The organism is Staphylococcus sp. HMSC65H10, from assembly GCF_001839185.1.
Lineage (GTDB): Bacteria > Bacillota > Bacilli > Staphylococcales > Staphylococcaceae > Staphylococcus > Staphylococcus simulans.
In genome coordinates, this window is record NZ_KV840424.1 from 35,904 (window position 1) to 58,722 (window position 22,819).

19 protein-coding genes, 1 pseudogene and 1 riboswitch are annotated in these 22,819 nt (G+C 36.4%); of the genes and pseudogenes, 6 read left to right on the forward strand and 14 right to left on the reverse strand.

The window, feature by feature from the left end; all coding sequences use genetic code 11:
• Nucleotides 1–51: 51 nt before the first annotated feature.
• The 3 genes from HMPREF3270_RS11860 to HMPREF3270_RS11870 all read right to left on the reverse strand — a co-directional run bounded on the left by HMPREF3270_RS11860 (nucleotide 52) and on the right by HMPREF3270_RS11870 (nucleotide 1,724).
• Nucleotides 52–765 carry a poly-gamma-glutamate hydrolase family protein gene (locus HMPREF3270_RS11860; protein ID WP_083326845.1) on the reverse strand — a complete coding sequence of 238 codons (714 nt, stop codon included), beginning with the start codon at nucleotides 763–765 and terminating at the stop codon, nucleotides 52–54.
• 226 nt (nucleotides 766–991) lie between these two features.
• Complete coding sequence (locus HMPREF3270_RS11865) at nucleotides 992–1,303, reverse strand: hypothetical protein (RefSeq protein ID WP_061055109.1); 312 nt, start codon at nucleotides 1,301–1,303, stop codon at nucleotides 992–994.
• Entirely contained in the window at nucleotides 1,296–1,724 is a 429-nt protein-coding gene (locus HMPREF3270_RS11870; protein ID WP_061055108.1) for a Panacea domain-containing protein, read from the reverse strand. The genes HMPREF3270_RS11865 and HMPREF3270_RS11870 overlap by 8 nt, the downstream gene beginning before the upstream one ends.
• Before the next feature lie 539 nt (nucleotides 1,725–2,263).
• On the opposite strand from HMPREF3270_RS11870, the gene nhaC reads away from it, so the two are divergent.
• Nucleotides 2,264–3,760, forward strand: coding sequence for a Na+/H+ antiporter NhaC (gene nhaC / locus HMPREF3270_RS11875; protein WP_002480101.1), 1,497 nt, complete (start codon nucleotides 2,264–2,266; stop codon nucleotides 3,758–3,760).
• An 80-nt stretch (nucleotides 3,761–3,840) separates the two neighbouring features.
• On the opposite strand, the gene HMPREF3270_RS11880 is transcribed toward nhaC, so the two are convergent.
• Nucleotides 3,841–4,674 (reverse strand): sialate O-acetylesterase, encoded by an 834-nt coding sequence (locus HMPREF3270_RS11880; protein WP_070849062.1) that lies wholly within the window; start codon nucleotides 4,672–4,674, stop codon nucleotides 3,841–3,843.
• A gap of 211 nt (nucleotides 4,675–4,885) precedes the next feature.
• On the opposite strand from HMPREF3270_RS11880, the gene mbcS reads away from it, so the two are divergent.
• On the forward strand, nucleotides 4,886–6,469 hold the full coding sequence (mbcS, locus tag HMPREF3270_RS11885) for an acyl-CoA synthetase MbcS (protein ID WP_070849064.1): 1,584 nt from the start codon (nucleotides 4,886–4,888) through the stop codon (nucleotides 6,467–6,469).
• 219 nt (nucleotides 6,470–6,688) lie between these two features.
• Here the strand turns inward: mbcS and putP are convergent, their stop codons facing one another.
• Nucleotides 6,689–8,233, reverse strand: coding sequence for a sodium/proline symporter PutP (putP, locus tag HMPREF3270_RS11890; RefSeq protein WP_002480104.1), 1,545 nt, complete (start codon nucleotides 8,231–8,233; stop codon nucleotides 6,689–6,691).
• An 881-nt stretch (nucleotides 8,234–9,114) separates the two neighbouring features.
• Here putP and HMPREF3270_RS11895 point away from each other — a divergent pair.
• Complete coding sequence (locus HMPREF3270_RS11895) at nucleotides 9,115–9,699, forward strand: hydantoinase/oxoprolinase N-terminal domain-containing protein (RefSeq protein WP_070849067.1); 585 nt, start codon at nucleotides 9,115–9,117, stop codon at nucleotides 9,697–9,699.
• A gap of 317 nt (nucleotides 9,700–10,016) precedes the next feature.
• Here HMPREF3270_RS11895 and mqo read toward each other — a convergent pair whose 3' ends face one another.
• Nucleotides 10,017–11,504: a malate dehydrogenase (quinone) gene (mqo, locus tag HMPREF3270_RS11900; protein ID WP_023014735.1), complete on the reverse strand. Its 1,488-nt coding sequence runs from the start codon at nucleotides 11,502–11,504 to the stop codon at nucleotides 10,017–10,019.
• 311 nt (nucleotides 11,505–11,815) lie between these two features.
• On the opposite strand from mqo, the gene HMPREF3270_RS11905 reads away from it, so the two are divergent.
• Nucleotides 11,816–12,664, forward strand: a complete 849-nt coding sequence (locus HMPREF3270_RS11905) for a CPBP family intramembrane glutamic endopeptidase (RefSeq protein WP_057510278.1) — start codon at nucleotides 11,816–11,818, stop codon at nucleotides 12,662–12,664.
• Between the two features lie 88 nt (nucleotides 12,665–12,752).
• Here HMPREF3270_RS11905 and HMPREF3270_RS11910 read toward each other — a convergent pair.
• The 4 genes and pseudogenes from HMPREF3270_RS11910 to HMPREF3270_RS11930 form a co-directional block, all read right to left on the reverse strand.
• A pseudogene (locus HMPREF3270_RS11910) lies at nucleotides 12,753–13,754 on the reverse strand (NADP-dependent oxidoreductase).
• Nucleotides 13,755–13,918: 164 nt separating this feature from the next.
• Nucleotides 13,919–14,359, reverse strand: a complete 441-nt coding sequence (locus HMPREF3270_RS11915; RefSeq protein WP_002480109.1) for a MarR family winged helix-turn-helix transcriptional regulator — start codon at nucleotides 14,357–14,359, stop codon at nucleotides 13,919–13,921.
• Between the two features lie 42 nt (nucleotides 14,360–14,401).
• Nucleotides 14,402–15,835 (reverse strand): YhgE/Pip family protein, encoded by a 1,434-nt coding sequence (locus tag HMPREF3270_RS11920; RefSeq protein WP_070849070.1) that lies wholly within the window; start codon nucleotides 15,833–15,835, stop codon nucleotides 14,402–14,404.
• 637 nt (nucleotides 15,836–16,472) lie between these two features.
• Nucleotides 16,473–17,648, reverse strand: a complete 1,176-nt coding sequence (locus HMPREF3270_RS11930; protein WP_070849073.1) for a glycerate kinase — start codon at nucleotides 17,646–17,648, stop codon at nucleotides 16,473–16,475.
• Nucleotides 17,649–17,778: 130 nt separating this feature from the next.
• Here HMPREF3270_RS11930 and HMPREF3270_RS11935 point away from each other — a divergent pair, with 130 nt between their 5' ends.
• Nucleotides 17,779–18,204: a pyridoxamine 5'-phosphate oxidase family protein gene (locus HMPREF3270_RS11935; protein ID WP_070849076.1), complete on the forward strand. Its 426-nt coding sequence runs from the start codon at nucleotides 17,779–17,781 to the stop codon at nucleotides 18,202–18,204.
• A gap of 83 nt (nucleotides 18,205–18,287) precedes the next feature.
• Here the strand turns inward: HMPREF3270_RS11935 and HMPREF3270_RS11940 are convergent, their stop codons facing one another.
• The 4 genes from HMPREF3270_RS11940 to HMPREF3270_RS11955 all read right to left on the reverse strand — a co-directional run bounded on the left by HMPREF3270_RS11940 (nucleotide 18,288) and on the right by HMPREF3270_RS11955 (nucleotide 21,676).
• The gene (locus HMPREF3270_RS11940) at nucleotides 18,288–19,151 is read right to left on the reverse strand and encodes a phytoene/squalene synthase family protein (protein WP_070849080.1); all 864 of its coding nucleotides are present in this window, start codon (nucleotides 19,149–19,151) and stop codon (nucleotides 18,288–18,290) included.
• A 198-nt stretch (nucleotides 19,152–19,349) separates the two neighbouring features.
• On the reverse strand, nucleotides 19,350–19,721 hold the full coding sequence (locus HMPREF3270_RS11945) for a YbgA family protein (RefSeq protein WP_083326846.1): 372 nt from the start codon (nucleotides 19,719–19,721) through the stop codon (nucleotides 19,350–19,352).
• A gap of 46 nt (nucleotides 19,722–19,767) precedes the next feature.
• Nucleotides 19,768–21,183 carry a YfcC family protein gene (locus tag HMPREF3270_RS11950; RefSeq protein ID WP_070849083.1) on the reverse strand — a complete coding sequence of 472 codons (1,416 nt, stop codon included), beginning with the start codon at nucleotides 21,181–21,183 and terminating at the stop codon, nucleotides 19,768–19,770.
• Between the two features lie 178 nt (nucleotides 21,184–21,361).
• Complete coding sequence (locus HMPREF3270_RS11955; RefSeq protein WP_002480117.1) at nucleotides 21,362–21,676, reverse strand: hypothetical protein; 315 nt, start codon at nucleotides 21,674–21,676, stop codon at nucleotides 21,362–21,364.
• A 150-nt stretch (nucleotides 21,677–21,826) separates the two neighbouring features.
• Nucleotides 21,827–21,928: riboswitch (TPP riboswitch) on the forward strand.
• 115 nt (nucleotides 21,929–22,043) lie between these two features.
• Here HMPREF3270_RS11955 and HMPREF3270_RS11960 point away from each other — a divergent pair.
• Nucleotides 22,044–22,796: a 3-oxoacyl-ACP reductase gene (locus HMPREF3270_RS11960; protein WP_057510273.1), complete on the forward strand. Its 753-nt coding sequence runs from the start codon at nucleotides 22,044–22,046 to the stop codon at nucleotides 22,794–22,796.
• The last annotated feature ends 23 nt before the right edge of the window (nucleotides 22,797–22,819 follow it).

A 22,819-nucleotide genomic window follows, 5' to 3' on the forward strand; every position in this document is an offset into this window, starting at 1 on the left:
AGCAGCGGCCTAAAAGGTGCCGCTGCTTCTTTATACATATTCATTAACTTTTTAAGACTCATTCAAAGCGCTATTAATACTGTCAGTGAATGCAGACATACGGTCTGTCCAATTTGCCGGATTTTCACGGCTTGGACGAGATGCATCGCTATTTTTAAAGAATTGGTTCGCAAATTGATTATTCAACTCAATTTGCACCCCTGCTTTTTGTTGGTTTTGATTCGTAATATTATTTAAATTACGCCCTGCAATATTACCTGTCGCTTCTGTGGCATCAAAACCTTCTGATCTTAACGACGTAGTGATGCGTTCACGTAAAGCATCATCTCGTCCTCCTACATAGATATCATTACCAGAACGTGCTGTTTTATGAATAGTCACTGTCTTTTTCGACTCATGAACCATGGCTTGTGCTTTAGGTTCATCATAATTTGCGGATGTGACATGCAGTTCTTTATTATTTATTGGGCGAATACCTTTAAATGTGTAGTAACTCGCATTATTTTTATTCGCAATTTCATAAGCAATTTCACTTGTACCTGGTTCAATACCACCGCCATGGGGTGCAACGATCAGTGTATCATTTGTGCCCTTACTTGTTTTGATCGTCCAATCTTTACCCTCTTGTGTAGCCTGTTGCAGTTGCGTCATCGATTGATATTTATCTGAAGCACTGAACGTTACTGGAGATAATGTCAACAAACTAACCATAGCTATCGAAACCACACTCGCTGAAATCAATATCGGATTCTTTATCTTTCTCATTCTACAACACCTCTTTTTAAAGTTCTTTCTATATAATTATCTCCTTTCCTAAGTTCACTTAATTTCCGCTTTAAGCTTATCCATACTTATTAATCCCTTTAGTAACAGTGTAACCTTCTTGAAATAATTTAATCATATTTTTTGTGAAAACATTATAATTTTAATTGAATATTAAGTTCGATAAAGCGATTTACAGAAAACTCAATATTGAATGTTTTTCTTTTAATCAAATCGTTGCACTGATTAGCTGTTTCATCTGAATAATGACTAAGCAGAAAACACTACGTAAGTCATACTTAAAAACAATTTGAGTTAAAGAAGAATAAGGGATAAGTTGAGGTTTCATGTCTTTACAGTGTTTCAATATGTCAGCAAAGTTTAACTTGCACCCTGCTACACTATAATCATTAGGGTTATTAGTATACTTGATGTATTCGTGTTCTATATATGAATTGATTTTCAGGATATTGCTATCATAAAACAAACCGTTTTCTTTTTTAAATTGAGCTAAAGTTTCACTTTGATGGTTATTATCCATAGAAAACCTCTTCTAAGTCTTTAAAACGATAAGAAGGTCGTTGGCCGAATTCAACTATGTTTGTTTTATTGTCTTTCCAAAATGTATGTGTATGGCTCATATCTACTAATACAAATGGGTTGAAACCAATCAATTTATCAATCATTTCATTATACTTTTCAAATCTTGAATCAGCTTCCCCTATATCATGAATAGGTGTACTTCTAAAATCTTTATACTGATCGTATAATTCTGGTACTACTGGTCCGTATAACCAACCTTCTAAGTTAGAATCTTTAAAAACAGTTTCAGCAAGTTCTAAGTCACCTTGATTAATAATATAACCCAAGGTAAAATACCATATTTTTTGTAATTGCAAATTGGTAATTGGAGCATCAATGGCATTGGCTCTAGACAGTATATGATTCGCTAAAGGCTTCATATATTACAACCTCCTCTTGAATTTGTCTTCATTATTTCTATTTATAACTATTATAATCCCTCAGAGAAAATCTACTATTATTTTCATAACAAAAACAGGCATTTTTTATTCTCGTATTGCCTAGCAATCACAAGAAGCTTCCTTTAAATATAAGACTTCATTTAATATCTTCCTACATTTTTATGCAATTTGCTTTAAATTTATAATTTAGGGGTAGTAATAACTAATGACATATCTCCTGTGATTTACTTCATTAAAGTGCTGCTTCGTTAATCGACGATTTCGCAACTGCATTTTAAATTTTTTTAATTTTTTTCGATACTTAAATTAGCAGTAAAATGAATGTGAAATTTAAGTTGTCAGAATTATCAAAACAGTTGGTATGACTTACTTTGTAGCACTTTCTGAAATGACATTGTATTTTCAGAAAAGACAAAAAGAGGGTGAGTTCAAGCATTTTGTCTGTCGATTGTTTGTTGAAAGCGATTTCATTTTTATGTATTATGACACTAAAGATATAAAAAGGGGCTGGTTTATATATGCAAGGAGAAGAGAAAAATGGGCAAAACGTAGAACAACAAGCACAAAATGAAAAGAAACCAAAAGCCATAGGAATTTGGCCGTCATTATTTACATTGGGGTTAATGATAGCGGTCATGTTATTTACAGTCGCAGTATTAAAGAAAGAACCACATATTCCACTGATGATTGGGACAGCAGTGGCTATCGGGGTTACAATGTTGCATGGCTATAAGTTCGACGATGTCGAGCAGATGATGTATAAGGGGATCAGACATGCATTACCTGCGATTGTCATCATTATTTTAGTCGGATTGATTATAGGATCATGGATTGGCAGCGGTGTCGTTGCGACAATGATTTATTATGGTCTACAGTTGATTGATCCACGTTTCTTCTTAGCAGTAGTTGTCTTACTGTGTGGTATTGTCGCATTAGCAATCGGAAGTTCTTGGTCTACCATGGCAACTGTGGGGGTTGCTTCAATGGGGATTGGAATGAGTATGGGAATCAACCCAGGTATGGTAGCAGGCGCTGTCATCTCAGGCTCATATTTTGGAGATAAAATGAGTCCACTCTCTGATACAACAAACTTAGCATCAGGATTAACGAAAGTAGATTTATTCGAACATATTAAACATATGACTTATACGACAATCCCAGCACTTGTGATTTCACTCATCGCATTCTTTATTATTGGGATGCAGTATGGTAATCGTAATTTCGACGCTAAAAATATTGAGAAAATTCTATCAACTATGCAGAATGAATTTGTGATTTCACCTTGGTTATTGTTAATTCCTTTAGCTGTTATTGTATTAGTAATGTTTAAAGTACCTGCCATTCCTGCCATTTGTGCTGGTATTATCTTAGGATTCTTCGCACAAATTTTTGTACAAGGCGGTTCTTTAACAGAAGCACTGACTGCACTTCAAACAGGTTATACAATGGAATCAGGCAATAAGATGGTGGATGAGTTATTTAACCGTGGTGGTTTAGAATCTATGTTCTATACAATTTCACTGACACTAGTCGCAATGACATTCGGTGGTGTCTTAGAATATTCAGGTATGTTAGATTCACTCATTAGCATCATCTTACGTTGGGCAAAGAATACAGGTTCATTATTAACATCAGTGATTCTATCTTGTATCGGTACAAACTTCACTTGTTCTGAACAATATATTTCTATTATCGTACCAGGACGTATGTATGCACAAACTTTTGCGGATAAAGGTTTACATCCTAAGAACTTATCACGTGCGTTAGAGGATGGCGGTACACTGACTTCTGTCTTCGTACCATGGAACACATGTGGTGTGTTTATCGCATCAACATTAGGTGTCGGCGTAATGCAGTATGCGCCATTCGCATTCTTAAACTTCTTAGTACCAATCATTTCTATTATCTTCGCATACACAGGTTATAAGATTGTGAAGTTGCCGAAAGATAAACGTGAAGGTGTGAAAGCTAGAAAAAAGAAAGCCACTTTGCCTAACGATACGAACTTAGCATAATAATTATTTGAATTTTTAGAAATCTAATAACAGATAGTTTAACACCCTCGTGTTGATGACACGAGGGTGCATTCTGTTTTCTATGATTTAAGGCGTTCGCTAAACGTTTCAAATGATATTTGACCTGTCGCTAACTTTTCATATTCAACGCGCATTTGTTCATTTTTAGAGAGTGGACGCTCATATAAGGCTTCAACACATGTCGCTTCGTCTTTTAACGGTTCGTATAATGACGTTAACGTTTTAAACACTTCATAATAACGCAAGCCGAATCTTCTTAATGATTGTGCATTAAAATGAATACCGTCTGGATTCATTGTTAACTCTTCTGAAGTGACAAAGTATGTGTCTGGCACTTGTTGCGGCATAGTTTGTAAAATATGGTTGATTTCTGCATGTTGTGTCAAAGTACGACTGAAACCTTCTGCATGTGTTAAATGATCTAACCCACCTATGATGAAAGGTACATGAGGCAGATCAAGTTCCTTTCTGACATGTGCAATCACATTTTTTAATTGTGATTGATACACTTGATATAAATCCTGATTACAGTCATTTTCACCTTGGTGCCATAAGATACCGATAATTTCACTCGTTTCTTGCGCAAAACGTGCTTCAGAAAGTGCATGGCGCATGAGTACACTTCCGGGTTGCCATTCTGAAATAGCGCTGCCGCCTTCAGCACAAGGGATTAAGCCGATATATTCATTGGGATGGTCGATTGACCAAGCTTGCGCAAACGCACTCGCCAAACCGACACCTGCTAAATGTCTATCAGCGTGAATCGGTTCTCCCATCATTTGCCATCTGCCATTTCGCAAGACATTGATATGTTCATTAATAATGGCTGGAACTTCATTTAGAAAGCCTCTGCCTGCCATATTGGATTGGCCCAATAAAAGAATGGATTTCATCTTGATACCTGCTTTCTATAATTTGATTCAGTTTCATTATAACAACTATTTCTATTCTTTAAGTAGAATTGATTTTTAAAAGAAAACGTTTTCCTAAATAATTTAAACCGCTTCGCTTATCTTATAAGTTGAGGATTGATAGAATGGAGTGGTATTCTATTTTCAAAATAAAATAACAGAACGTGCTTTTAGTGTTAGGAGGAGTAAAAGAATGAATAAACCCCATTTAGTGGCACCTGAAGATTTCAATATTGTCTCTGAGATTGAGAAGTACGCAAAAGATAAATCAAAAGTTGCGATCATCTTTGAAGATAATGCAGGTGGAACAACAGAAGTAACTTATGATGAATTAATTCGCAGCGCAAATCGCATTGGTAATTTATTTAAACAACATGGTTTGCGTAAAGGCGATACATTACTCATTAAAATGGAACGCAGTATTGAAACCTATGAAGTTTATATTGCGGCATTGAAATTAGGTGTCGCTTTAATCCCAGCATCTGAAATGTTAAGAACGAAAGACTTGCAGTACCGTATTACACACGGTGAAGTCGATGCAGTCTTATCTATTGCGTCAGGGGCAGATGAATTTGAAGGCGTAAAAGAATATGATGACTTAACAAAATTCATTATTGGGGATACTAAAGAAGATTGGATTAATGTCGAAGAAGGCAAAAAAGAAATGAGTGAGGAATTAGACATCACACCGACAAAACGTGATGACGTCGCTTTCTTACCTTATACATCAGGTACAACAGGCAATCCTAAAGCTGTTGTACACTCACATGGCTGGGGTTACGCACATATGCAGATGGCACCGAAACATTGGTTGAACATCAGTGAAGGTGACATTGTATGGGCCACTGCCGCACCTGGTTGGCAAAAATGGGTATGGAGTCCATTCCTATCTACAATGACATCCGGCGCAACAGCCTTTGTGTTTAATGGTCGCTTCAACAGCACAGTCTATTTAGAATTACTCGAAAAATACAAAATCAACGTACTTTGCTGTACGCCGACTGAGTACCGTATTATGGCCAAGCTCCAAGATTTAGGTAGTTATGACCTATCTCATCTTCATGACGCTGTATCAGCCGGAGAACCTTTAAACCAAGAAGTTGTTGAGAAATTCCAAGATACTTTCAATATCACAGTGCGTGACGGTTATGGTCAAACAGAAAGTACTTTGGTAATCGGTTTATTAAAAGATGTTAAAGGTAAACCAGGTTCTATGGGTAAAGCAATTCCTGGCAGTGAAGTCACTATTATTGACGATGAAGGTAACTTAGTAGAAGTCGGAGAAGTCGGCAATATCGCTGTTCCAGTCGATTTACCTGCATTGTTCAAAGGTTACTTCAAAGAACCTGAACGTACACAAGAACGTATCGTTGGCAATTATTTCATGTCAGGCGACTTAGCTAAAGTTGATGAAGATGGCTACTTCTGGTTCGAAGGCCGTAAAGACGATATCATTATCAGCTCTGGTTACACAATCGGACCATTCGAAGTGGAAGATTCATTAACGAAACACCCTGCAGTTAAAGAATGTGCAGTGGTCGCAAGCCCACATGAATTACGTGGTAATATCGTAAAAGCCTTCATTATCTTACAAGATGGCTATGAACCAAGTGATGACTTAGTGAAAGAACTTCAAAATTATGTCAAATACGATGTCGCACCTTATAAATATCCACGTGCGATTGAATTTGTTGAAGAATTACCAAAAACTAATTCAGGCAAAATCCGTCGTGTTGAATTACGTGAAGCAGAAATCGAAAAATACAATAAAAAATAAAAGCAATACACCCTACATCCCTGTCATTCGGCGGGGATGTTTTCATATTATAAAGGTGAAGAAAAGAGAAAATTATGCTATTTATTTCCTGGGTTATAGCAATCAAAAAATAAAGCCTCTGAAGTGACTTGTGTATCACTTCAGAGGCTTCTCTATCTATCTACTATTCAATTAGATTATTAGTATTCTTTCATATCCTAGTTAAGGCATGATAGTAACTTAGCTCATTTCTTTTTTAACTACCGCTTTAACACGGTCGATATCACCTGAAACGTCTATATCCGGTTTCTTCGTGAATTTAGAAACAATGATTGTCACTAACACACTGGCAATCACACCAGGGATGATTTCATATAAGTTGAAGAAGTCATTTGTTTCACCTAATGGTTTTGCGAAGACAATCCATAGAATTACAACAACTGCACCAGCGATCATACCACTGATAGCACCTGTACGACTTAAACCTTTCCAGTAAAGTGACATTACAACAAGTGGACCGAATGCGGCACCGAAACCTGCCCATGCATTACCTACTAGGTTTAAAATTGTGTCGTTTGGTGACCAAGCAATTGCGATAGAAATAATCGCAACAACTAATACTGATAAACGACCTACTAATAAGAATTCTTTTTGATGTTTCTTCGCAGCTTCTTCACCACGGATTAATTTGTAGAAGTCTTCAGTCAATGAACTTGATGTTACAAGTAATTGAGAAGAAATTGTACTCATAATCGCAGCCAAAATTGCAGCGAGTAAGAAACCGCCGACTAATGGGTGGAATAAAATTTGACTCATTAAAATAAATAATGTTTCTGGGTCTTTTAATTCAACGCCTTTATCTTGAATAAACGCGATACCGATTAAGCCCACGAATACTGCACCAATTAAGCTGACAGCCATCCAGCCGATACCAAAACGACGTGCTGTTCTTAATTGTTTAACAGTTTTAATACTCATGAAACGCACGATGATATGAGGTTGACCGAAGTAACCTAAGCCCCATGCGAAGAATGAGATAATTCCGACAATTGTTGTCCCTTTGAATAAATCTAAGTTTGTCGGTTTTAAATCTGTTACTGTATTGAACGTATCTAATCCATTTAATTTAAGTAATGCGACAATCGGGACCATAATCATCGCAATCAGCATAATCACACCTTGGAAGAAGTCAGTCAGTGATACTGCCAAGTATCCACCAAAGAATGTATACGCGATAACGATAACTGAAATTAAGATTAATCCTAAACGATAATCCAATCCGAATGCACTGTCGAAGAGTTTACCGCCTGATACCATACCCGCATGTGTGTATAGGGTAAAGAATACGACGATAATGCCTCCTGAAATAATTTTAATCAAGTTAGAATGGTCAGCAAGACGATTCTTGAAGAAGTCTGGCAACGTAATTGCATCACCAGCTTGTTCTGTATATACACGTAATCTCGGTGCTACTACGAAGTAGTTGATATATGCACCAAGTGTTAAACCAATCGCAAGCCACGCAGCTGAAAGTCCAGTAGTATAGACCTCACCGGGTAGTCCCATGATCATCCAACCACTCATGTCGGATGCCCCTGCAGAGAGTGCCGTTACGTATGGCCCAATGCTACGGCCACCCAGCATGTATTCACTGACATTTCCTGTTGCTTTCTTATAACCATAGTAGCCGATGACTAATAAGATTAAGAAATACAAAGCAATCATGATATACGTTTGCCAGTCTGGGTGTACCTGTTGTCTCAGTGTTGCTCCTAAAGTAAACATGTCTAAAATAAACATCTTTTCAAATTATTTGGAATAAAATGTACGGATCGTTCTTAGGCATAGCAATGACAAGGTTCAGAATCTAAATCAAAGTTACAAAGCCAAGATGACTTTGAATAACTCCCCATTCACCCTGAAATCTTATTTTAATTAACTCATTGCGCACAACTTCTAAAAGTATGTCCCCACATACTTACCCCTAATGAAGTACTTAATCTATTCAAAAAAGCAGCTAAAACAATTCTCCCAAGTTTCGTAAGCAAATGCCTTTGTTTATGTAACGTTGTATCAAATAGTATTTATACCGCTTTTTTTAACTAAGATATTTTCATATACCCTACTTTTTAGATTAAGAACATTTGAGTTAACTAAAATATTAACCTGAAATCCTTTATCCCTTGCAAAAAATTGCTTTTAACTTTTTAGCAAAGATGTTTCTTAGCTTAACACAATGATATTTTTACGCAAATTTAAGTCGGCAAAAAAGCCACTTTCTCGCCCATTTTAGACATTTTTTTATCTGCGTTCGTCACTTAAATACCAACGGTTACAGCGAAATCTAAAAAAATTTCAAAAATTTTTCGTTTGACAGCGTTTTCTAGTTGTAATCAAATTCTAATATAATTTATTTATCCTTCTAAAACCCCCTCATTTCAACCCTTAACAAACTTAAAGTAATTGTAATATTCAGAATTCTAATTGAAAATATTTTACACTGTGGTAATATATAACCGGATTACACAAATACTGTCATTGAGCATTGCACAGTAATAGATGGTTACTTACTATCTCAAAAGTAACTCAACATCTTTTATGACAGTATCATGTGTTGTAGTACCTAAAATAGATGAACTTCTAAAACTGAAAGGAGCATTATTATTATGCGCACAGCCAAAAGTATAGGCGACACCAGAACAGAATCAGACGCATCAAATAATAACAGAGATTTAATTTTAGGAAAGACAAGAGACACATTAAAGCACTGTGATCAAGATATAGTTAAACTACTTAGCCAAAGTCAACTACATTTAGAAGCCATCCGAGAGTTTATCAATCATACAGCAACAGCTGTTCAGGCATTAACAAAAAATAAGCGTGTTAAAACAGGCATCATTCTTACAGAAGGTGTCCGAAAAATTTTAAAAACTGCTTGCGACATTCAACCAGAGTTATTTAACACACAGCTACAACAATCATTCCCTCTCATACAACGTCACTTAAGAAGAGAAGTTTCAGAACATATTAACTATCAAGGCAAGATTCTTAATGGTCTTGATTTCGATGAAGTAGAAGACATTATACGCAACTTTAAAACTGAAGGCGTAGAAGCAATTGTGATTTCATTTTTACACAGCTATCAAAATAATGATCATGAACGCGCAACAAAATACTATATCAATAAATATCATCCAGAATTTACTGTCACATATTCTACTGAATCAATTGAACACCTTCATACAACTTAAGCAAAAGCATTTGAAACTTATTTAGTCTACACATCTACTTTACTCTATTAGAGTATTAATCAAATGAAATATATAAATGGTATAGGAAAACCATGTTTCATCTCAGTAATGAAACATGGTTTTCTTATGCTTATTCCAACTGGAATCTACACAATTCCAACAATGTGCTGCCAATAAATTTTAGACATCCCTTCTACTCACCTCAGACAAACCTCAGTCTGTCTCTTATCTATCCAATACCGCTATGAAATCCATACTTATGTATAAAAAAGCAGTACCTCCTACTTTAAGGAAGCACTGTTTTATTGTGTTATTGCTTATTTTTCATTTAATTTCAAAGTATCCGCTGATGCTTTACGTACTTTGTTTAATAACTTCGTATCCTCAATTAATGATTCGCCATAAGATGGAATCATTTCTTTTAATTTGCCTGACCATTGTTCTAGGTAGTCAGGGAAGTTTTGTTCAATGATTTCTAATGCGACTGATACTGAAGTTGAAGCCCCTGGTGATTCACCTAACATTGCGACTACAGTGTGGTCTTTAGAGTGAACGACTTCTGTACCGAATTGGATAAAGCCGCGACCATGTTCTTGTGTATCTTTGATTACTTGAACACGTTTACCTGCAATGTGTAAATCCCAATCTTCGTCTTTCGCATCTGGTACGAAACGACGTAATTCTTTCATACGGTCTTCTTTTTTCATCAACATTTGTTGGATTGAATATTTAACAAGTGATAAGTTTTTAACCCCAGCAGCTGCCATTGTTAATAAGTTATCACGATTCAATGAACGGAATAAGTCTAAGTTTGAACCGTGTTTCAAGAATTTAGGTCCGATTGCTGCGAATGGTCCAAATAATAAACTTTCTTTTCCACGCACATAACGACGGTCTAAATGTGGTACCGTCATTGGTGGTGTGCCTGGCGGCTCTTTACCGTAAACTTTCGCATCGTGTTGTTGTACGATTTCCGGTTTGTTACATACTAAGAATGCACCACTGATTGGGAAACCGCCTAAGTTTTTACTTTCTTCAATACGTGTTTTTTGAAGTAATGGGATTGCGGCACCACCAGCACCGATAAAGATATAGTCTGCCACATGTGTTTCAACATTGTCAGTATCTAAGTTACGCACTTCTACTTCCCATTTCTTATCAGCACGTTGTTGGAAGCCAACTACTTCGTGACGATAGAAAAGTTCTGCATTATCATGTGTTTCTAAGTTTGAAGCTAATTTACGTGTTAACTCACCAAAGTTAACGTCTGTTCCTTTATCAATCTTACTTGCCGCAATCGCTAAGTGTGGAGAACGGCCTTCCATCATTAAAGGCATCCATTGCGCAAGTTTATCACGATCTTCAGTGTACTCAATGTCAGAGAACATCGGTAAATTTTTCAATGCTTCATAACGTTTCTTCAAGAATTGAACATTTTTCACACCTTGAACGAAACTGATGTGTGGTAATGGCGTGATGAACTCACGTGGGTTTTCAATCGCATTCGTTTTCACTAAATGTGACCAGAACTGTTTTGAAATCTCAAACTGTTCATTAATTTCTTTCGCTTTTTCCACATCAATTGAACCATCTGGTTGTTCAACCGTATAGTTCAACTCACATAATGCCGCATGCCCAGTGCCAGCATTACTTGTATCATAAGAACTTTCCAACCCGGGACCATCTAAGCGTTCAAATAACTTGATGTTCCAGTCAGGTTGAATTTCTTTTAAAAATGAACCAAAAGTGGTGCTTAATACCCCTGCACCAATCAAAATAACGTTTTTTGATTCTGCTTGACTCATTTCTTAACCACCTTCCTCAAATTAAATGTCCGGTCATCTGATGACTTAAGACGTAATGATTTACTTATTTATCTTAAACTATCTCACACAAAAACTAAAACATTATGTTTATGAATTATTTGCTTAAAACGAATAAGCGTAACTTGTTACACTTTTATGATAAGTGATATTCATTCTCACTGTCAACACGCAATATAACGCACTTAACAATTAGGAATGAAATCACATCACTTACGATATAATGCACTGTCTTTTAATAACGTATGATAGACTGAAATTATGAACTCTAAAATGAGGAGAGGAGTCACATCATGTCTAAACAAAATGACGATTATATTTACTACACCGATGAATCAACCAACCCTGAACATTACATAACACCTAACGAAACACATGAACCAAACAGAAAAAAATCAAAGCGATCTCATCCTGACAACATACGTCCAAAAGGCAGACGTTGGCTCAACATTATCTTATGGATTGTCTTTATGTTTTTATGTACGACACCAACACTTGTCGCAATGTTTTTAATCGGATTTGTCGCTATGAATCCCCATGGTAATCCGCTCGCATTCGCAGGTATTATTGTAGGCTACGTCATTTGGTCAGCACTAGTTATCTGGTTACTCGTCTGGTATTACCGTAAAAAAGGTTATGAAAGTTTAAAACCCCTTGGTTTTGTAGACATTGCCTGGAATATTCTATATTTCATCGCCACACGTATTTGGACTGCACTATGTGTTGTCGTCATGGCAGTGGTTTTTGGTGAACAAGGTTCAGAAAATGATGAATTACTGTTAAAACAAGTTCAACATCTACAGGACTTCACAAATCCGATGATTGTGATTGCACTCATCTTATTCGTGTTCCATCTGACATTTGTCGGTCCATTTTTAGAAGAAATTACCTTCAGAGGTATTTTCAAAGAAACGATTTTCTCTAGATTCTCATTCTGGTTGCCGATGCTGATTTCTTCAGCTATTTTTTCAATCAACCATGCCAGCACCAACATCGTGGGTTTCTTACTTTATATGGGAATGGGTGCTTGTTTCTATCTTGCTTATCAACGCCGTCGCAATCTTTGGGACAGCTATATGGTCCATGCGTTAAATAACGGAACCGCAAGTATCGCGATTATTATCGGTTTATTATTAATGTAGTGAGCTATGATTGATTTAAATATTCTATATGTATACACAAAAGGAGCACCTATTGCGGCGCTCCTTTTGTTATTGAGTTATCTATCAATTAATCTTCTACTTTAATCACAATCTTACCTTTCGCATGACCTTGTTCTGAATAATCGAGTGCACGTTGCGTATCATGGAATGGATAGACCTTATCAATGACAGGTTTGATTTCGCCTTCTTCAATAAGGTTCGTAATTGTACGTAATTGCGCATCACTCGGATGCATTAAGAAGAATTCATAATACACATGATGTGCTTTCGCAAGCTTACGAACATGACGAGACAAATACCAAATACCTGCACGTTTTGCTAAATTTAAATGCCAGGTATCTGCGAATTTCATAGTCGGCGGTCCGACTAGTGAGGCAATAGATCCGCCTGGTTTTAATATCGTAAAGGCTTTTTCAAGGTTCTTACCACCTAACGTATCAAAGACCCCATCATAATTAGATAAGACTTCCCAGAAATTTTGTTGTTTATAATTAATAATTTCATCTGCGCCGAGTGATCAAACTAAGGCTTCACCTTTTTCACTGACAGTCGTCGCGACATGTAAGCCCATCACACGGCCTAATTGAATCGCAAAGGTACCAATACCGCCTGAACCCGCTTCAACCAACACTTTATCTCCTGCTTTAAGATGCATGATTTCATGGAAAGCCTGATAGCTCGTTAACCCGACTAGCGGAATACTCGCCGCTTCCACAAAATCTAAGTTCTTCGGCATAAACGCAATATCATACTGATTAATCGCAAAATACTGCGCAAATGTCCCCATATTATTTTTGCCAGGTCGGCCGTATACCTTATCTCCGACTTTAAAATTTCTAACGTCTTTCCCTACTTTCTCCACAACGCCTGCTAAATCATTGCCGAGTACTAGCGGAAATTTATGTTTAACGACTGCTTTTAAATCACCATCACGTGTTTTAAAATCTACTGGATTCACACTGGCAGCTTTCACACGTACTAGGACCTCTTCAGGACCAGGCTCTGGTACAGGTAAATCAATCATCTCAACAGGTTGTTTCCCATACTTTCGAACAGCCATAGCCTTCATTGTTTCTGACATATTTTCCAACTCCTTCGTACTTATAACGTTTATCTCTTACATGAATGTTATCCTTCTATACCCGCCTCCCCACGTTGACTATGCATTGAGCGTAAATAAAAGCACCGCTTCACTCTCTATCGTGTAGCGGTGCTTAACCTTACGTTATTCATTTAACGTTGTTTCAATGTTTGTTCAATGGCTTGAAGTTTATCTACAAACTGTACAATTTCCTCAGTACTGAAATGTCCTTTTAAACATTCACTGACAATCCAAGCCATTTTTTCTTTGACTTCTTCTAAAAATTGAATGCCCTCATCAGTCATTTCCATTAATTTAATACGCTTATTATCTGAAGCTGCTTGTTGTACCAGTCCCATTTTTTCTAGTTTATGAATACGTTTAGAAGCTGCAGTTTTAAAGATATCTTGTAAGTCAGCAAGTTCATTAATCGTTAATCTGCGATGAGAACGGATCATAATTAAAGCTTCTAATTGCTCTCGTGAAATCATATGTTTCAATCCTGTTTCTTGAAGCATATCTGAAATGTATTTATTGATATTCATTAAACTCAAATCAAATCTAGTTAATGCTTCTTTCATTTCGTCATTCATGATTGTCCCTCCAACTTATTGCGCTTCACTCACATTTTATCATTAGTTGAATTTCATTTGGAATAGTGGTTTGCCACGTTTGTTAAACCAGATTAATACTAGATATTGAATCAACATCGCACCTAACGCAATACCAGAAAGGATTGCGGCTACAAAACCGAAAGTAAAGTGGCCTGCATTCGTAAAGATGGCTTCACGGAAACCTTGAATCGCGTAAGACATCGGTGAGAATGGGTGGATGAATCGGAAGAATGCGGCTGACATTTCAATCGGGAACATTCCTTCACTTGAGCTTAATTGCAGTACTAACAATAACATCGCTAAGAATAAACCGACACGATCTAATAATAATACGAGTAAAGAAGTTACTGCGATTGCCGCAATTGCCCATAAGAACATGACTGTTAAGAACTTACCTATGTTTTCAATATCTAAACCGAGTCCGAATTTCACCCATAGACTTAACATGATGGCACTGAATGAACCTTGTAAGACATATAAGAACACTTTACCTAACCATTGTTTCCATGGTGCGACATCTTGACGTAATGTTTTAGTTAATGGATAAATTGCCGCAAAAGATACAGCACCTACAAATAAACCTACACTTGCCATATAAGGTAAAACTGTTTCGCCATAGTAATCTGCTTTAGTGATATTGTTTTCTGTTACTTTCTCAATATCATTTAATGCTTGTTCATTTTCATTTTCAAAATGGACATTCGTTTGTTTTTCTACTGCTTGATCAATTTTTTGTTTAAGTTGTTCATTATTTTGTTGAAGCTGTTGTAAGCCTTGTGTCACTTGTTCATTACCTTGAACTAACTGTTCACCTTGTGCGCCTGCCATAGGTGCCATTTGTTTTAAACCTGCAGTCACCTGTTCATTACCATTAATTAATTGTCCTTCTGCTTGAGACATTTGTCCTAAAGCCTTCGATGTATCTGTATAACCTTGTTTAGATTGTTTATTAGCCGCAAATAATTCATCTAAGTATTCTGCACGCACTGTATTGCGAATCGATTTGCTTACAGTATCAATCGCTTTTTGTGCCGCTTGACTGCCTGTATAACTTGAACCTGGGTTCACTTGTGTTTCTAACTCAATTTTCTTTGGATTTTTATTTAATAATGTTGTCGCATTTTTAGATGCATCTTCTGGAATAATAATTGTTCCGATAGCTTTGCCGTTCTTTAATTGTTTTTTCGCTGTGTCTTTAGATACTTCTTGGAAATCGAATTTTTTATTATCTTTAAGTTTCGATACGACTTCGTCTCCAATATTGATTTTCTTGCCTTGAAGTGTTGCTGCTTTATCTTCATTAACAATAGATATTTTCAATTGGTCTGTCTTATCATATGGATTCCAAATTGACCCCACAAATAATGCTACATAAATCAGAGGTAATAAGCCTATCGCAATCAACGCAACAATTAACATCTTATTATTTTTGATAAATTTTAACTCATTAAACATAAGTAACTCCTTCTCCTTTATAGTACACCCCATGTACTATGATACTTTTTAAAACGTAAAAGCTTGATACCCCAACACTTTTACGCATTTATTTTCCATTATTGATTTGTTATTTTAAATAGTACACCCTGTGTACGTTTTCTAATATTAAACCTATTGTTGATGATTGTCAACAATAAAATACACATTTTTTCTCTTTTTCTTTTTACTCTTAAATATACAAGCTTTCATAATGTTTACTTAAATCGACTTCATTTCAAATGACTCAAACAAGGTAGATGATTCATTACACACTCGCTTCAATTATTTAATCATATTTTAATAATTTTATGTTATTCTAATTTTAAAGTTAATCACTCATATAAAGAGAGAGGTGCTGATTGAATATGAAGAAACGCTATGTCATCGTTCAATATCTATTAATCATACTGACAGGAATATTGTTACTTAATAGCTTGTTTAATCCTGATCAGATAATAAAAAGTTATATCAATATCGTTCTTTTTATTTGTGTAATGTTATTAGCATTGATTGCTTGGATAGTCGGACGTTTTAAACACCCTAAGCAATGAACGCTATAGTATTAACTACCAAAAATGAAGTTGATTTTTTTGAAGAAAAAAGAACGTCTAACTATTTAGACGTTCTTCCCTAATTCTAATCTATGTGCCGCATCTTGTGCGAGTGCTTTTAAATAACGAAATGGATGTGCAAGTGCTTCTGCTTTCCTGATTGAAGCATGGTCGTTTGGTGGTCTGTCATCTAGGCCAGTCACACTGAAGACGTGATCAATCCCATGTGTTTTAACAGCTTCATAGCCTTCTCCAGTTACGCCGCATAACGCAATAACAGGTATGTTAAATTGTTGAGCTGTTTTCGCAACACCAATCGGCGTTTTCCCATAAATTGTCTGTCGATCGATTTTACCTTCGCCGGTAATACAAATATCAGCATCTTTCAGACGTGCTTTTAACTGTGTTTCATGTAAAACAATATCGATACCTCGAGAAAGTTCTGCATCTAAAAAAGCAACTAACGCAATACCCGTACCACCTGCAGCCCCTGCTCCTGGCACATTAGAATAATCATGTTGAAAAGTTTCTGTTAACACTTGATTGTAATGTGTTAAAGCTTGTTCAAGTTGTTCAATATCTTTTGGTGAAGCGCCTTTTTGTTTAGCGTACGTATGAGTAGCACCTGTGGGTCCAAGTAATGGGTTATCAACATCACAGACTACTTCAAAAGTTACGTTTTTCAGCCGTTTGTCTAAATTAGAAATATTAATTTGCGCAAGGTTGATTAGAGCGGCACCACCTTCAGGTAAGTTGTCACCTTTCTCATCAAGGAATTTTACGCCAAGTGCTTTCATCATACCTGTTCCGCCATCATTGGTCGCACTTCCGCCAATACCGAGGATAATTTTTTGTGCACCTTGATTTAGTGCGCTTAAAATCAATTGCCCTGTACCGTATGTAGAAGTCACAAGCGGATTGCGATGTTTGAGTTCGATTGTTTCTAAACCAGAAGCTTCTGCGAGTTCAATAATAGCCGTTTTATTTTGTTCAACATATGAATATTGTGCATCGATAATTCGGCCTAAAGCGTCTGTCGCTTTTACAGGTTTCATTGTTCCGCCTAAGGCATCATGGAGCGACTGCATCGTTCCTTCACCACCATCAGCCATCGGTACTTTGTCATAGATGACCGTTTCAGGCAAGACTTCCTGTAGTCCTAATTCTATGGCTTGTGCCGCTTCAGCCGCTGTTAAAGTTTCTTTAAATGAATCTGGTGCAATCACAATTTTTCGTACCATTCCATGATGCCTCCTTCTTTTTTCATCTTCATTATAGCGACATTTACAATATGCATAAAGGATGAGTTATACCTGACACAACTTTTATTGCCAACGCATACGGGTAAATATAAAGAAAGAGGTGAATACTATGGATAGACAAGTTGTCTTAAAAAAGATTAAAGATATTATGAAAGCATCACGTATTGGTGTACTTTCAACTTCCTATGACAATAAGCCAGATAGCCGATATATGATTTTCTATGACCAAGAATTTGATTTATATACGAAAACTAGTACAGACTCAGTAAAGATTGAAGAAATCGAACAAAATCCTGTTGCGCATATTTTATTAGGCTATGATGATACGAAAAACCATAGTTTCTTAGAAATCTATGCAGACTTAGAAGTCACTGAAGATCCAGATGTATTAGATTGGATTTGGGACGAACAAGATAAATCGTTCTTTGAATCGAAAGAAGACCCTAAACTTTGTGTCATCAGAGCTATTCCAAGATCTATTAAATTAATGAATAGCGATTCAGAAGATGGACCGCAATATGTAGAATTTAATTAAGCTATAAACATGACAAAACCAGCATGCCTGTTTGAAACATCACATGCTGGTTTTGTTTATAGTTTATTGTTTTAAGTTTAAAGTTATTTGTATGATTTCATGACACGACGGTAAATTTGACCTTTTTTCAAGCGACTGACATATGCACGTTGGTGCAATGAATAATGCTTTTTACGTACAACTTCAAGGATTTCACGATACGCTTGAGCTGCAACTTCAATAATGGGACGTGCATCTTCGTGGAAGTAATCTAAATGACTTAATGCATTATGATACATAGCATCCGCATCTTTGGCGTAACTTTCCCACAAATCAATATAGTTTTGCGTCACACCCTCTTCATATACTGCTTTTAAATCAACATTATATTCTTTTAAGCGATTTGCGCTTAAATAGATACGGTTGTTTTCAAAGTCTTCACCGACATCACGTAAAATATTTGTGATTTGTAGGGCTTTACCAAGTTCAATCCCCACTTTATCTGCTGTCTCATAATATTGTTCATAAGCAAGTACAGGTGTCAGTAATTCACCAATTGTACCTGCCACGCCGTAACAATAGGCATCTAACTCTTCATCTGTTTCTAATGCTGTCATAGTCAAATCGCTTTCCACGTAATCCATTAATGTTTTAAAGGCATGTAATGGAACAGGATAAGATTTTAATGTATGACGAAACGCGCGCATCACAGATGCGTTACTATTAAAGTTCACATTTTCAGAATCTCCATCGTAGATGTGTTCTAAATCTTCACGAATCGCATCTAAGCGTTTCGGATCTTCATATTCATCTATACTGTCATCTATCATACGACATACTGCATAAATCGCCCAAACTGCTTTACGCTCTTGTTCAGGCAGACTATTAAACGCATAAGAGAAGGTCTTTGAGTACTCTTCCATTATCTTTCTGCAGTATTCGTAATCATCATTTATTAATTGTTCCATAACATTTCACACCTTGCTGTCATTATTCCTACTAGAGTCAATTACCCTCTATTTGAAATTTTAATAATAAGTTAAGTTATTCAGTTAACCAAATCTGATTTAATTTGAAACTTGTGTTACATGTTAAGCGAAAATCAGATAAAAGTCATTTAATAACCTACCACTTTCCTCAAATTTTTTAATACTTCTGATTTTCTGTCATGCATTCTTCAAAATTGAAGAATTTAATAAGTACTTACTTTGATATTTAGTCGCAAGTGTATAGATAAATGACAAGAATTCATCAGATGTTGTTTTCTCTGATTCGAAGTCCGCTTTCAATGTTTGGTGTCGATTTTTTTCAGTATCATCCGCTTCTTTCTTAAAATAGCCCCACATATGATCAAACGTATTAATGACGGCACCTTTAGACGGAGGGAGGGCTAATGCTTCATCAATCAAGCGTTGTAATACCTCACCTTCTACATTATCTTTCATGACTGATCTGATTTGGTTATAGTGTGCTTGGCTATGCCACATGACTTCATATTTATATTCACGCCATAATTTCTCTTTCTCGTGTTGATTCAAGGACACTTCCTCCTCATATTTTAACTTTGAACAGAGTTAGTATTCCCTAATAGCCGACAAGCAATGCGATGGACATGGCAATTGCACAAATAATAACCCACAGCAGAATCAATTTCCAAGCGAATTTCAACCACTGTACGTATGAAATTTTCGCAACTGCGAGTGCACCCATTAAAATGGCAGAAGTCGGAAACAGCACATTGCTGATGGAATCACCATATTGGAAAGCAAGCACTGTAAGTTGACGATTAATATCCAGCAAGTCTGAAATCGGCACCATCAAAGGCATTGTAGTCAATGCTTGTCCTGAACCAGATGGAATGAAGAAGTTAAGGAAAAATTGGAAGATAAACATCACAATAATCACAATAGACGATGGAACATCATTGAGTAGTGTAGTCATTCCATGAATAATAGAATCAATAATTTTACCTTTTTCTAAAATAACGACAATGCCTTTCGCAAAACCGACAATCATTGCGCCAAATAAAATGTCTTTCATTCCTTCAATAAAAGCATCAAAGGTACCATTCATACCTAAGTCACTGACAAACCCTGCAAGCAAACCTGCCAAAACAAAGTTTGCGCTCATTTGATTAAAAGACCATTCATAACGAAAGATACCATAGACATTAAACACAATAGTTAACGCAATAATACTTAATGCGAAGGCTTGACGTTTGGTAAAGCGTTCATATTCTATAGCTTTATGACTTTGACCTTCTTCTTGTTCTAAAGCATAAACGACACTTTTCTTTGGATTGCGTTTCACTTTTCTAGCATAAAGCATTACCGAACCGATCGCTGCGGCTAGAATGAATATATAAATGATGGAACGTAACCCCCAACCTGAGAACATAGGAAGTTCAGCAACGGTTTGCGCAACACCGACTGTAAATGGATTCAACATACCTCCAATAAATCCACTTGCGGCACCTAAAATCACCATCGCGGCTCCTGTCATCGCATCATAACCTAGGGTTCTCGCAATAATTACACCGATCGGCACAAAGATAATGGTTTCTTCTGCTAAACCAATTGAAAAGCCTAAAATAGAGAACACAATCATAGTTAATGGAATCATTAAGATGCGCGAAGAACCTAATGTTTTAATCACTTGGTTAATCCCATTTTCAAATGCGCCTGTTCTATGTACAATACCGAAAGCACCACCAACTAAAAAGATATAAAAGACAATTTCTCCTCCTGTCAGTAAACCTTCAGGTACTGCACGGAATAAATCTAAAAATGACACCCCGTGTTGTTCAATACTATGATATGAACCTGGGACTACTAACGTTTGTCCCCCTTTATCTACGCGTTTATATTCCCCTGCTGGAATAATATACGTCAAGACGCAAGCAATGGCGATAATCATCATTAACAATGCATATGTATGAGGTGTTTTTAACCGGAATTTTGAAGATGAATCTTTTGAATTTTCCTTTGTATTTTCTGTCATACACATTCCTCTTTCCCACTATTAATTATCTGAATTTTCTTATTTTATATAGTATAGCCTATTTCTGAATCATTAGTCGGGAAAATTTAGTTTTGTTGTGTATTTGAATTAAATAGAAACATAATGAAAAAGCTGACCGGTTATACTTTCGGTCAGCTTTCAATTCATCATGATTCAATTATGAAGAAGGTTTATCTTCTTCGTGTGGTGCATTCGCGGCTGCTTTTGCTTCAACACGTTGTGCTTCTTCTTCAGCTGTTACTTCTCGATGTTCTTGTTGTTGTTCAAGTGCTTTAACATCTTGTGGTTGTTGATTTTCAGTTTCTTGAGTTTTAGCCGCTTGTTCTTCTTTAGCTTTCGCTTCTTGTTGTTTTTGTGCTTCCCATCTAGCTTCTTTTTCTTGTTTTTTCAATTTACGTTTCTTTTCTTCACGCACAGAGAAGACAATGAAAATAATGGCTAATAAAGGGAATGACATACCTAACCAGAACATATAACTCACTCCAATTCTGTAGGGAGACCCTGTTATTTGTATTCTTGTTTATCATAACATGTATGCTGTTGTTTTTTCACTAAATCCTTTCTTATCGCCCTTCCTTGACTTACTTCTAGAAAGTCGATAGATTAAGGTTAATGACAAATATAAATGCACTAGGGGCGTTTTATAACTGAGATGAAGCATGGCTTCAGACCCTTTGAACCTGATCTAGCTGAAACTAGCGTAGGAAAGTGTGAGTATATAACTAAGAAAGTATGGCTAAGAATGTATAAGTCTATACTTTAAACTCGCTCTGATACGCACAGCTCTAGATAGGTTGTGTGTTTTTTTATGTCTTAATTCAACTAAAGGGGCGATTTAAATGGCAAGAACAATTTTAGTAACAGGCGGCGGACGTGGCTTAGGTGCTGTAATCAGCCGTACATTAGGCGAACAAGGTTTTAACGTTATTATTAACTACAACCAAAGTAAGGAAGCTGCCGAAGCATTGGCTCAAGAAATTGATAATAACCGTGCTGTCGCAATTCAAGCAGACGTTACTGACCGTGAAGCTGTAGAGCGTTTAGTCAAAGAAGGAACAGAAACATTCGGTCGTATTGATGGTGTAGTGAACAACGCATTGATCGGTTTCAAATTTGATCCGACAACACAAAAATCATTTAAAGATATGGACTGGTCAGATTATCAAAATCAAATCGATGGCACATTAAAAGCTGCATTCAACGTTGTACAAAGTGTGGTACCTCAATTTATTGAAAATCAACGTGGCAGTGTTGTATCTATCGGCACAAATTTATACCAAAATCCTGTTGTTCCTTATCATGAATATACAACAGCGAAAGCTGCATTAATTGGTTTCACACGTAACATTGCAGCAGAGCTTGGCCAATATGGTATTAATGCGAATGTTGTTTCAGGCGGATTACTTAAAACAACGGATGCTAGCTCAGTTACTACACCAGAAGTTTTTGACTTGATTGCGCAAAGTACACCACTACGTAAGGTGACAACACCACAAGATGTCGCAAACATGGTGGCTTATCTTGTTTCAGAACAAGCAGACGGTATTACAGGCCAAAACATCACTGTTGACGGCGGATTAACAATGAACTAAGTAACAATATTAAACACGAGGTG

Bases quoted from the DNA above. Each gene is read 5' to 3' on its own strand.
- HMPREF3270_RS11860 (WP_083326845.1), bottom strand. From the start codon at position 765: ATGAGAAAGATAAAGAATCCGATATTGATTTCAGCGAGTGTGGTTTCG.
- HMPREF3270_RS11865 (WP_061055109.1), bottom strand. From the start codon at position 1,303: ATGGATAATAACCATCAAAGTGAAACTTTAGCTCAATTTAAAAAAGAA.
- HMPREF3270_RS11870 (WP_061055108.1), bottom strand. From the start codon at position 1,724: ATGAAGCCTTTAGCGAATCATATACTGTCTAGAGCCAATGCCATTGAT.
- nhaC (WP_002480101.1), top strand. From the start codon at position 2,264: ATGCAAGGAGAAGAGAAAAATGGGCAAAACGTAGAACAACAAGCACAA.
- HMPREF3270_RS11880 (WP_070849062.1), bottom strand. From the start codon at position 4,674: ATGAAATCCATTCTTTTATTGGGCCAATCCAATATGGCAGGCAGAGGC.
- mbcS (WP_070849064.1), top strand. From the start codon at position 4,886: ATGAATAAACCCCATTTAGTGGCACCTGAAGATTTCAATATTGTCTCT.
- putP (WP_002480104.1), bottom strand. From the start codon at position 8,233: ATGTTTACTTTAGGAGCAACACTGAGACAACAGGTACACCCAGACTGG.
- HMPREF3270_RS11895 (WP_070849067.1), top strand. From the start codon at position 9,115: ATGCGCACAGCCAAAAGTATAGGCGACACCAGAACAGAATCAGACGCA.
- mqo (WP_023014735.1), bottom strand. From the start codon at position 11,504: ATGAGTCAAGCAGAATCAAAAAACGTTATTTTGATTGGTGCAGGGGTA.
- HMPREF3270_RS11905 (WP_057510278.1), top strand. From the start codon at position 11,816: ATGTCTAAACAAAATGACGATTATATTTACTACACCGATGAATCAACC.
- HMPREF3270_RS11915 (WP_002480109.1), bottom strand. From the start codon at position 14,359: ATGAATGACGAAATGAAAGAAGCATTAACTAGATTTGATTTGAGTTTA.
- HMPREF3270_RS11920 (WP_070849070.1), bottom strand. From the start codon at position 15,835: ATGTTTAATGAGTTAAAATTTATCAAAAATAATAAGATGTTAATTGTT.
- HMPREF3270_RS11930 (WP_070849073.1), bottom strand. From the start codon at position 17,648: ATGGTACGAAAAATTGTGATTGCACCAGATTCATTTAAAGAAACTTTA.
- HMPREF3270_RS11935 (WP_070849076.1), top strand. From the start codon at position 17,779: ATGGATAGACAAGTTGTCTTAAAAAAGATTAAAGATATTATGAAAGCA.
- HMPREF3270_RS11940 (WP_070849080.1), bottom strand. From the start codon at position 19,151: ATGGAACAATTAATAAATGATGATTACGAATACTGCAGAAAGATAATG.
- HMPREF3270_RS11950 (WP_070849083.1), bottom strand. From the start codon at position 21,183: ATGACAGAAAATACAAAGGAAAATTCAAAAGATTCATCTTCAAAATTC.
- HMPREF3270_RS11955 (WP_002480117.1), bottom strand. From the start codon at position 21,676: ATGTTCTGGTTAGGTATGTCATTCCCTTTATTAGCCATTATTTTCATT.
- HMPREF3270_RS11960 (WP_057510273.1), top strand. From the start codon at position 22,044: ATGGCAAGAACAATTTTAGTAACAGGCGGCGGACGTGGCTTAGGTGCT.